This is a genomic window from Salinivibrio socompensis S35 (genome assembly GCF_000513715.1).
GTDB lineage: Bacteria > Pseudomonadota > Gammaproteobacteria > Enterobacterales > Vibrionaceae > Salinivibrio > Salinivibrio socompensis.
Genome location: NZ_AQOD01000017.1, coordinates 20,465 through 27,530, shown reverse-complemented (window position 1 = coordinate 27,530; position 7,066 = coordinate 20,465). Strand labels below are relative to the sequence as shown.

The 7,066-nt window shown below is 54.4% G+C and carries 6 protein-coding genes and 1 pseudogene; 4 read left to right on the top strand and 3 right to left on the bottom strand.

Annotated features, from left to right (window positions below):
• Window positions 1-43: 43 nt before the first annotated feature.
• Entirely contained in the window at window positions 44-199 is a 156-nt protein-coding gene (locus tag DZ54_RS23955) for a DUF2256 domain-containing protein (protein ID WP_081721572.1), read from the top strand.
• Here DZ54_RS23955 and DZ54_RS0102425 read toward each other — a convergent pair.
• Window positions 135-1,067: a LysR family transcriptional regulator gene (locus DZ54_RS0102425; RefSeq protein ID WP_025672978.1), complete on the bottom strand. Its 933-nt coding sequence runs from the start codon at window positions 1,065-1,067 to the stop codon at window positions 135-137. The two genes, DZ54_RS23955 and DZ54_RS0102425, sit on opposite strands and share 65 nt — an antisense overlap.
• 99 nt (window positions 1,068-1,166) lie before the next feature.
• Here DZ54_RS0102425 and DZ54_RS18395 point away from each other — a divergent pair, with 99 nt between their 5' ends.
• The 3 genes and pseudogenes from DZ54_RS18395 to DZ54_RS18390 all read left to right on the top strand — a co-directional run bounded on the left by DZ54_RS18395 (window position 1,167) and on the right by DZ54_RS18390 (window position 5,962).
• Window positions 1,167-2,441 (top strand): NADH-quinone oxidoreductase subunit L, encoded by a 1,275-nt coding sequence (locus DZ54_RS18395; RefSeq protein ID WP_051415850.1) that lies wholly within the window; start codon window positions 1,167-1,169, stop codon window positions 2,439-2,441.
• Window positions 2,442-2,534: 93 nt separating this feature from the next.
• Window positions 2,535-4,982: a DUF2309 domain-containing protein gene (locus tag DZ54_RS0102415; RefSeq protein WP_025672977.1), complete on the top strand. Its 2,448-nt coding sequence runs from the start codon at window positions 2,535-2,537 to the stop codon at window positions 4,980-4,982.
• A gap of 8 nt (window positions 4,983-4,990) precedes the next feature.
• A pseudogene (locus DZ54_RS18390) lies at window positions 4,991-5,962 on the top strand (L-threonylcarbamoyladenylate synthase).
• A 9-nt stretch (window positions 5,963-5,971) separates the two neighbouring features.
• Here the strand turns inward: DZ54_RS18390 and DZ54_RS0102405 are convergent.
• Window positions 5,972-6,382 carry a PaaI family thioesterase gene (locus DZ54_RS0102405; RefSeq protein WP_025672976.1) on the bottom strand — a complete coding sequence of 137 codons (411 nt, stop codon included), beginning with the start codon at window positions 6,380-6,382 and terminating at the stop codon, window positions 5,972-5,974.
• The gene (locus DZ54_RS18385; protein WP_025672975.1) at window positions 6,375-6,887 is read right to left on the bottom strand and encodes a NifB/NifX family molybdenum-iron cluster-binding protein; all 513 of its coding nucleotides are present in this window, start codon (window positions 6,885-6,887) and stop codon (window positions 6,375-6,377) included. The genes DZ54_RS0102405 and DZ54_RS18385 overlap by 8 nt, the downstream gene beginning before the upstream one ends.
• Between the last annotated feature and the right edge of the window lie 179 nt (window positions 6,888-7,066).

Below are 7,066 nucleotides of genomic sequence, written 5' to 3'. Positions count from 1 at the left end.
GCACGACCCAAGCCACCGAAGGAGGCGATCAAGATGGCGAACCATAAAAAACCGCATCCTGYCCACCAAGATATGTTTGACTTGCGAACGCCCGTTTACGTGGCGTAAAAAATGGGCGCGCTGTTGGGACGAGGTTAGGTATTGCTCTGACCGTTGCCGTCGCGACGGTCGTCGCCATGCGCGAGCGGCGATGCACTGAACGCATCCAGTAGCGAGTTCAATTGTGGGTGTACCCACTGACGTTTTATCGACACCGCATAAAACGGCTCATACACACTCGGCAGCAAGGCGTAGCGGGTGAGCATGCCGCTATCTAGCTCATCACGGACCACCACTTCGGGCATCACCGCTAACGCATCATTATCTCGGGTTAAAAGGCGCAGCATCGCCATATCATTGGCTTCTGCCATGATATAAGGCTTGAGTTGATACTGTGCAGAGATGGCATCAAACCCCGAGCGAATCGGGTTATCGCCATAAGGCAACACCCACGCTTGGTGCTGGTAGCTGGCGTCTAAGGTGGGCGACAAGGCTTTACCCGGCCAACCAATCACTGCCACCGGCTGGCGTGCCAATTGTTGGTACTGCCAGATCTGTTTATTGGTGCCACGCACCGCGATATTGGTCAGCGCCAGATCTAGCTGGTGATCAGACAGTGCATGGAGCAACCCGGTTTGATCCATCGATTGCAACACATAACGGCACTCTCGTTGATTCACCAATGGCTGAATAAACTGCTCGATAAAGTTACGCGACATCGTCGATAAGGTGCCAATGCGAATCGTGGCACTGGACAGCGCCCCGCCACTGGATAGCAACTGCTCTAACTCTTCCCCCTGTCGGAAAATCTCTTCCGCATAGTTCATCGCTTGATAGCCACTTTCGGTCAACGTCAGCGTACGACCTTGCCGTTCAAACAATTGCACCTGCATCGCCTGCTCAAGCTGCTTGATTTGGGACGACAGTGCCGACTGCGAAATATGCAGCTGACGGGCGGTCTGGGTCAGGTTGCCGTGCCGAGCCACCTGCCAGAAATAATACAAATGATGGTAGTTGAGTCGGCTCATCGTTCTCTAAAACAGAATGGAAAGTAATTTATTATGTATTTTACTTAACTGTAGTAAGTTTTCACAATGGTTTGTATAACTATTGCTGTGAGGTAAGTCATGTTATCCCTATTTCTCATCACTCCGCTCAAGCTGGTGCTGCTTGCACTGGTTGCCCTTCTCGGCGGTGTTATATGGCGATACAGTGCCACTGCGTTTGCGGGCCAAGCCGACAAATACCGCTTTCTTTCCTCTTTACTGCTCACCTTGTCGGCAGTCTTGTTGGTTTTAGTCAGCAATCACCTGTTGCTGTTTTGGCTCGCCTGGGTGGCGGTTAGCCTCTCATTGGGCCGCTTAATTCTTTTCTATCCGCATCGGCCTCGCGCCCAACTCGCGGCACATAAAAAAATGCTACTCGCTCGCTTTAGCGAGTTGCTACTCGGTGGCGCATTTCTGCTGTTGTTTTTTCACTACCAAACGGCGCAGATTGACCAATTGATGTTTCAAGTCAGCCAGCAGCCTCACACACTGACCGTAAGCGTGGCCGCCTTTCTATTGGTAGGAGTGGCGATTATCAAGTGCGCTCAACTGCCCTTGCACGGCTGGCTCATTCAAGTGGTGGAAGCACCAACGCCTGTCTCCGCCTTACTGCACGCTGGCATTGTGAACCTCGGCGGGATCTTATTGATGCTGTTCGCGCCGGTGCTCGCGGCGAGTCCCAGTGCCAGCCTGGCGCTGCTGGTCATCGCAGGCGTCAGTACGCTGGTCGCGGGGCTGGTGAGCCTGACGCGCGTGAGCATCAAGGTAAAACTGGCGTGGTCGACCGTGGCACAAATGGGCCTGATGTTGGTCGAAATTGCTTTAGGCCTTTACGAGTTGGCGCTGTTGCACTTACTGGCGCATTCCTTCTACAAAGCTTTCTCTTTCCTCAACAGCGGCAATGGGGTGAATCATTGGCTCGCGACTCAACTGGCTGACGCCTCAGTACCGCGTCGCTCCCATTGGCTTGCCGCGATGGCCACCGCAGCCGGCCTGATTGTCGCCGTGCACCTGAATGTTGGTATTTTAAATAGCTTGGCAGCCGGTTGGTTGCTGTGGATGGCGATGACCATGTTGCTATTGCCAGCCTTTACGCGTCCTGGCGCCGCACGTCCCACACGCGTGCTACTCAGCAGTCTGTTTGCGCTTGGCTTGCTCGGGCTCTACGCCGCCATCAAACATAGCTTGATTGTGTTTGTAGCGGGTGGGAATGCCACCTATTTATTTCGCCGATGCCTTTGCACTGGTGTTATTTGTCGCCCTGTTTGCACTGTCACTGGCGGTGCAGTACTGGCCACACAAAGCGTGGGTAAACCGTTTATTTATCTGGCTGAACGCCGGGGCTTACCTCGATGAGTGGGCCACGCGCCTGACGCTCAAATGGTGGCCAAGTGCTTCTTTAATCCAACTGCAAACGACCCAATGGCAACCGCATAAGGAGACGCGTTAATGATTGCGAAAACGCCCAATGTATCTGAATACCCTGAGTCCTTCGATGTGAGCGGTTTTCGCGATGCCACCCAGCAAGCGGTCGCAGCGATCGCGCCAAGCTGGCCGTTGGATCACATGATTGCGGTCAACCCATGGTGGCCACAACGCTTTACGCCTATTGAGCAAGTCTTTGCCGAACAAGCGGTATTAAGTGGCCACTGTCCCTTAATGTCACCGACGTATTATCTGTCGCATTGGCAGTCTCCCATTGGTGAGGCACACCTTGCCGAGGCCATTTCAACGTCTGGTAGCCCACTGTCGGTGAGTGATTGCCTGCGTACGCTGCGTAGCCATAGCAGTGACCTCCCACGTTGGAAGCCATTGGCTGAGTTGTGTGATCGCACTCGCGAAGCTCAAGAAGGCTTATCGTGGCAGCAAGAAATCCAGCAGCAAGTGAGCCAGTTTTTGGCGCTGTACCACCAGTATCCGCAGCGCTTTAATGCCCAAGGCCAAGGCGGTGAGCACCTCTATCAATGCTGGTTGGATGTTGTGAGCCAAGATAAAGGGATTAAAACCCTCACTGGGGTGAATTTGCTCGCCGATTTTGCCGCACTGCCCACCAAGATGGATGCGCTAATCGCTGAAGCTGCCGCCTTTTGGCAACCGGTTCTTCACGATCAAGACGGCAACTTAGCCTATTGTCACGCGCTGATGCATGGCCTATCGGGTTGGGCAAGCTGGCAGGCCTGGTTAGATTGGCAACAACAGCTCAGTGACAGTGAACAGCAAGATCATGGCATCGGCCTGTGTGCGATTTTACTCGCTTGGGATACGGTTCTGGCACGCTGGCTCGCGAAACACCGAGAATCGGCGTGGGCAAGCATTCGTCAATCCATGCACCTCCAAGCAGTGAATCTCCGTCATTGGTATCATCAAGCGCAGCAACAGCTCGCGCCGCTGTGGATTTGGCAACAAGCACTGGAAATCAGTCAGCAGCAGCCTTGGGCACACGCCTTATCCGTGCAAGCCAGTGTCGACACACTCACTACCTCGCCCACGCTGCAAGCCGTGTTTTGTATCGATGTGCGTTCTGAGCCGATGCGTCGCGCATTGGAAGCGCAATCCGATCGGATTCAAACTCTTGGCTTTGCCGGCTTTTTTGGCTTACCGATTTCCTATCAGCCGACCGATACGTCCATGCATCGTCCGCAGCTGCCAGGACTACTCGCGCCTGCGGTAACAGTGTCACCAACAACCGCGACGCCCGAACGCTGGTTGCGAATGACCAAGCTCGGCTGGCAGCGTAGTCTCGATGCGCCTGCCGCCAACCTAGGCATGGTCGAAGCCGGTGGCATGCTCAAATTAGTGAGCTTGCTAAAACGCGCATTACGCATTTCTGGTACCGAAAACCCGCTAAATCGACTCAGCCATACTGACAGTGATTGGGCGCTCACCCATGACAATACGCCGTTAACCGCAGCAGAAAAGGCCGAGCTAGGCGCCGGCATCTTGCGTGCAATGGGCATTGCTGACCAACTGGCCGATGCCGTCCTTTTAGTCGGCCATGGCAGTGAAACCTGTAACAACCCTCATGCGGCAGGGCTCGACTGTGGTGCTTGCGGTGGACAAACCGGTGAGGTGAATGTCCGTGTGCTCGCACAGCTTCTCAATGAGACTGAGGTGCGCAATGCCATGATGCAGCAAGGCGTAACGATTCCCGCCAGTACCCGTTTTTATGCCGCCATGCATAACACCACGACCGACGCGCTGGAGGTGTTCCACGCCCCCGAGCATGCCCAGTGGCAAGACTGGCTCTCCGCTGCGAGCGAGCAAGCACGTGCAACCCGCGCCAGTCAGTTTGATCAGGCACCTACTCAGCCATCCAAACTCAAACGCTTCTTTGGTACTCGGGCCAAAGACTGGGCACAAATGCGTCCTGAGTGGGGTCTGTGCGACAACGCGGCGCTAATCGTCGGCCCGCGTACTCTGTCTCGACAGATTAACTTGCAAGGTCGCAGCTTTTTGCACGACTACGACAGGCACAAAGACCATGACTTTAGCCAGCTTGAAGCGATTCTCACCGCGCCGATGGTGGTGACCAATTGGATTAACCTACAATACTTTGCCTCTGTTACCGCGCCGGACAAATTCGGCAGTGGAAACAAATTGCTGCACAACATTGTGGGTGGGCATATTGGGGTGTTTGAAGGGAATGGCGGCGACTTGCGAATTGGCTTATCGCATCAATCCGTGCACGATGGCCGTCGATATCGCCACCAGCCAGTGCGATTAAGCGTATTTATCGCTGCCCCTCGGGAGGCAATTGATAGTATACTTGCACGCCATGACGATATAGCCGCGCTGGCGAATCACGGCTGGCTGTACCTGATGCAAATCGATGCGCAGGGTGCAGTGTGGCAACGCGATCGCTCGGGTCAGTGGTATCACCTGAACGTAGCAAAATAAAACGGAGCATGTCGTTGAAAACGCAACTTCTCTCAGCGCAGTGTTCAACGGACCTAACACAAGCCGCCGCGCTGCTTAAAGCCGGCGAACAAGTCGCGGTGCCGACAGAAACCGTGTACGGCTTGGCAGCGGATGCCAGCAACCCAGACGCTGTCGCGGGCATTTTTACCGCCAAAGGTCGGCCAGCGAATCATCCTTTGATTGTTCATCTCGGTGACGTCGCGTCGATCACCGAGTGGGCGACTGGGATCCCTGACGAAGCCTACAAGCTTGCTAAGGCCTTCTGGCCGGGGCCGATGACGCTGCTGCTGCCACGTGCCGAGCATGTCTCACCGGTAGTCACCGGCGGGTTGGATAGCATTGGACTTCGCGTGCCCGCGCAACCTGTGTTGTTAGACTTGCTCGCCACCCATCAGCTTGCTGTCGCCGCCCCGTCTGCGAACCCGTATAAAAAGCTCAGCCCCACCACGGCGGAACAAGTGATACATGGTTTAGGCGGAAAGATTGCTGCGGTGATTGATGGCGGCCCTTGCCAACATGGGCTGGAGTCAACCATTGTCGATCTTACCCAACGTCCATTCCGCGTTTTACGAGCCGGCCCAATCACCGCCAGCGAGCTCAGTGCCGTGCTGGGTGAAACGGTCGAAGCGCCAGTGCAGCACGACACCGTGGTGCCCGGCAATGTGGGGAGCCATTATCAACCCAACACCCGGTTGCAAATGGTGGCCGCAGACTTGTCTGATCTCCCAAGCACCTAATTCCGAAAAGCGCGCGGCCTTGCTTCACTTTGGCGACGCCCCAGCACGGATGATCTGGTGTGTATTGCCATGCCGGATGACGCCGCACGCTACGGGCAAGCTTTATATCACCAACTTGCCCAAGCCGATCAACTCGGCGTCGATGAGATCTGGCTCGCCCAGCCTCCTTATGGTGAAGCCTGGCTGGCAGTGCATGATCGCTTACGCCGCGCGGTCAGCTAGGTTTGACGCTCACGACGCGCGTGTTTGCATAAAGCTTGCCGTTGCACTGGCACAGACAGTGTCTGCAACGGTAAGCGTCGCTTCCAACCGACTCATGCCGTGTTTCACTTTCACACACCAGGCACGCACCTCACCATAAATAGCGATAGGCACCGGATGGTGATAGCGAACATTAAGTGACGCTGTCACACTTTGCGGGGCAAATAAGAAAGTACAATGGGTCAACGCCGCATCTAGAAGCGTGGCGATCACCCCTCCATGTAATTGATCTTGATACCCCTGCCAAGTATTGTCTAACCATACTTTTGCGCTCACTGCAGCTTCATCATATTGATAAAACTGCAATTTAAATAACCCATCTTCGCTACAAGCCACACACTGGTGATGGGAAACCGGCGGGATAACAGGCTGCTTATTCATGGCAACCACAACCCTGTCGACTAGCGCGACCGCCTTTACCTTGCCCCTTACCACACCCTCGATGTTGATGACCTAAACTGCGGCCTTGCGCACCACAACCTTTCCCAAATCCCGAATGACAAGCTGCGTTCTGTTGTTGTGGTTTTTGCTGCTTCATTTGCTGTAACGCCGGCCGTCCTTGACTAGCATCCGTGAGCGGTTGCCAGTATGCAGGCGACAGCCACTGGACGGGATTTAAGCGGCCGTTAGTCAACTGATAAACGTCGACGCCCGCGGCCAGTAACCCCGCCAAGGCATGCTCACCGATATGGCGAGTCACCACACGCGTCACCTGATTGGCTTTCAGCATCGCAATCAAGGCGTTTTTCGCACCACAGCCTTCCGTTTCTCGTGGGTTAGTGAATTGAGCGAGTACTTGGCCATCATCATCAAACAGCGCGAAGTGTTCCGCTTTCATAAAATGCCCCGCAGGACGATCTTGGTTCATCGCAATAGCAATTGTCATCTTCCGTTCTCTCTTTACATAAATGGCATATGCAAAAATATGCTTTATTTATGGCATATGCAACATATTCTGCGAGATAAAGGTGAAGAGAAGCGCGCATAATGACTCACTCATCCTCGCTGAGCAGCTAACACCTATGGTGAATGACGATAAGCAAATGGAAGCATTGGTTTATAAAA

Excerpts from the sequence above, each read along its gene's own strand:
- DZ54_RS18395 (WP_051415850.1), top strand. The coding sequence starts at position 1,167 with ATGTTATCCCTATTTCTCATCACTCCGCTCAAGCTGGTGCTGCTTGCA.
- DZ54_RS0102425 (WP_025672978.1), bottom strand. The coding sequence starts at position 1,067 with ATGAGCCGACTCAACTACCATCATTTGTATTATTTCTGGCAGGTGGCT.
- DZ54_RS18385 (WP_025672975.1), bottom strand. The coding sequence starts at position 6,887 with ATGACAATTGCTATTGCGATGAACCAAGATCGTCCTGCGGGGCATTTT.
- DZ54_RS0102415 (WP_025672977.1), top strand. The coding sequence starts at position 2,535 with ATGATTGCGAAAACGCCCAATGTATCTGAATACCCTGAGTCCTTCGAT.
- DZ54_RS0102405 (WP_025672976.1), bottom strand. The coding sequence starts at position 6,382 with ATGAATAAGCAGCCTGTTATCCCGCCGGTTTCCCATCACCAGTGTGTG.